This is a genomic window from Streptococcus massiliensis DSM 18628 (genome assembly GCF_000380065.1).
Taxonomy (GTDB): domain Bacteria; phylum Bacillota; class Bacilli; order Lactobacillales; family Streptococcaceae; genus Streptococcus; species Streptococcus massiliensis.
This window is the reverse complement of sequence record NZ_KB904431.1, coordinates 1-2,174: the sequence shown is the minus strand read 5'-3', so window position 1 is coordinate 2,174 and position 2,174 is coordinate 1. Positions and strand designations below refer to the sequence as shown.

At 42.2% G+C, this 2,174-nt stretch carries 3 protein-coding genes; 2 read left to right on the top strand and 1 reads right to left on the bottom strand.

The genetic code is table 11. From position 1 onward, the window contains the following. The first annotated feature begins 245 nt into the window (after positions 1 to 245). Both A3I3_RS11035 and mutY read left to right on the top strand, forming a co-directional pair. The gene (locus A3I3_RS11035) at positions 246 to 422 is read left to right on the top strand and encodes a hypothetical protein (protein ID WP_018372378.1); all 177 of its coding nucleotides are present in this window, start codon (positions 246 to 248) and stop codon (positions 420 to 422) included. Between the two features lie 266 nt (positions 423 to 688). Then, positions 689 to 1,843, top strand: coding sequence for an A/G-specific adenine glycosylase (gene mutY, locus A3I3_RS0109045; RefSeq protein WP_026129792.1), 1,155 nt, complete (start codon positions 689 to 691; stop codon positions 1,841 to 1,843). An 87-nt stretch (positions 1,844 to 1,930) separates the two neighbouring features. On the opposite strand, the gene A3I3_RS0109040 is transcribed toward mutY, so the two are convergent. Beyond that, the coding region (locus tag A3I3_RS0109040) for an ISL3 family transposase (RefSeq protein ID WP_018371198.1) at positions 1,931 to 2,174 on the bottom strand (244 nt) is incomplete at its 5' end.

The following is a 2,174-nucleotide window of genomic DNA, read 5'->3' as shown; positions in this document are numbered from 1 at the left end:
GTTTTTGTACTCTCAAGATTTAAGTAACTGTAAAACTAAAGAAAGGGAGGTGAGGATATGACTAAGCGTAAAGCGAGGTATAAGAAAAAGGCTTAACGCTCTAAAGCTAATCACGCTAGCGACTGCAATCGCTGAACTGATTAAAACGCTTCTAGAGTTAGTTAAGCCCTAACCTCACAAGACTAAAAAATCAAATGACTTCTTAGCCAATCCTTTAGGTAAATTATAGCAAAGGAACTGACAAAATGCAAGAAAAAAAGCGACCAAGAGGACGACCAGCAACTGGAAGAATCAGAAATACAAGTTTTAGAATATTTGTCACTGAAAAAGAAAAAGAGATGATAAGACTTAAAGCAAGCCGAAAAGAAAAAAGTATGGTTGATTATATCATAGACTTAGTTAATCAAGATAAAATAAAATAGCGTGCAACTCGCCATCGCCAAATTTTGAGCTACACACTATCACAACATACCTGAAAATCAGATACGCCTTATTATACCACAAGCGTACCGTGATAGTAACAGTACGCTTTTTACAGTTACTTAAATCTTGAGAGTACAAAAAATTCAAGAAAAAGAATCATCATTTTACAGGTATTCACGTACAGGTGGTAGTAGTTATTGCATATATCAAATTTTTTCAGTTTTCATAATGGCTATTGCTAGATTTTTTGTGCTATACTGGTTTTATGTTAGATTTACAAAAATACGATATTGACATGTGGGAAGAGGAGAAAATTACGGCTTTTCGTCAGAAATTGCTGGCTTGGTATGATGAGCACAAGCGCGATTTGCCTTGGCGACGAACGACCAATCCTTATCACATCTGGGTGTCAGAAATCATGCTCCAGCAGACGAGGGTTGATACGGTCATTCCCTACTACGAGCGGTTTTTGGACTGGTTTCCGACGGTGGCTGACTTGGCTGACGCTCCTGAGGACAAACTGCTCAAGGCTTGGGAGGGGCTGGGTTATTATTCGCGCGTCCGCAATATGCAAAAAGCTGCTCAACAAATTATGACGGATTTTGCAGGGGAATTTCCACAGACTTATGAGGGAATTGCTAGCCTCAAGGGGATTGGGCCTTATACAGCGGGCGCCATTGCCAGTATCGCCTTTGACTTAGCTGAGCCAGCGGTTGACGGCAATGTTATGCGAGTTGTCAGCCGTTTGTTTGAAGTGGATTTGGATATTGGTGTCCCAACCAATCGCAAGGTTTTTCAGGCGATTATGAAGATTTTGATTGATCCAGAGCGACCGGGGGATTTTAACCAGGCGCTTATGGATTTGGGCTCTGATATTGAAGCACCCGTTAATCCACATCCTGAAGACAGTCCTGTCAAGGAATTTAGCGCAGCCTATTTGCACGGAACTATGGACAAATATCCGATAAAGGCGCCCAAGAAAAAGCCCGTCCCTGTCTATCTCAAGGGCTTGATTATCCAAAATGAAAAAGGGCAGTTTTTGCTGGAGAAGAATGAAGCGGCAGGTCTCTTGTCGGGTTTCTGGCATTTTCCTTTGATTGAGGTGGAAGAATTTGTGGAGGATCAGCTGACGCTCTTTGAAGTGGCGGAAAGTGAGGCGACTTATGGACCGACACCGCAGGAGAGTTTTGAGCAGGATTATGATTTGCAGGTGACTTGGTCAGAAGTGACTTTTCCGACTGTTCAGCACGTTTTTAGTCATCGCAAGTGGCATATTCAGCTGTTGACGGGGCAGGTCAAGGAGAGCAAGGACTTTCCTGACAGAGAAGTGCTGTGGTTGAGCCCTGACGATTTTCCTGCCTATCCCTTTGCCAAACCTCAGCAGAAGATGTGGGACGCTTATCAGAGCAAGAATGAATAGAAAAAAGAGCCTGGGACAAAATAATTCTCAGCCACAAAAAAAGCTAGAGATTCCGGCTCTTTGTCAACTGTAGTGGGTTGATGTCAGCTAAGATCTGGAGAGAACCGAATTGGTTCTCTCCTTTTTGATATTTAAAGCGATGAGAATTCTAGTTTTAAAGTTGTCAAAGTTCCGAAAGCCGAAAGCGTTGCGCTTGATAACCTTGATAAGGTTGTTAGTGGCCTCTAGCTTAGCATTTGAGTAGGGAAGTTCCAAAGCATTGATAATCTTGTCCCTCTCTTTCAAAAAAGTCTTAAAAACAGTCTGAAAGATAGGGTTTACAGAAGAAATT

Coding starts and splice junctions, on each gene's coding strand:
- A3I3_RS11035 (WP_018372378.1), top strand. CDS start 246: ATGCAAGAAAAAAAGCGACCAAGAGGACGACCAGCAACTGGAAGAATC.
- mutY (WP_026129792.1), top strand. CDS start 689: ATGTTAGATTTACAAAAATACGATATTGACATGTGGGAAGAGGAGAAA.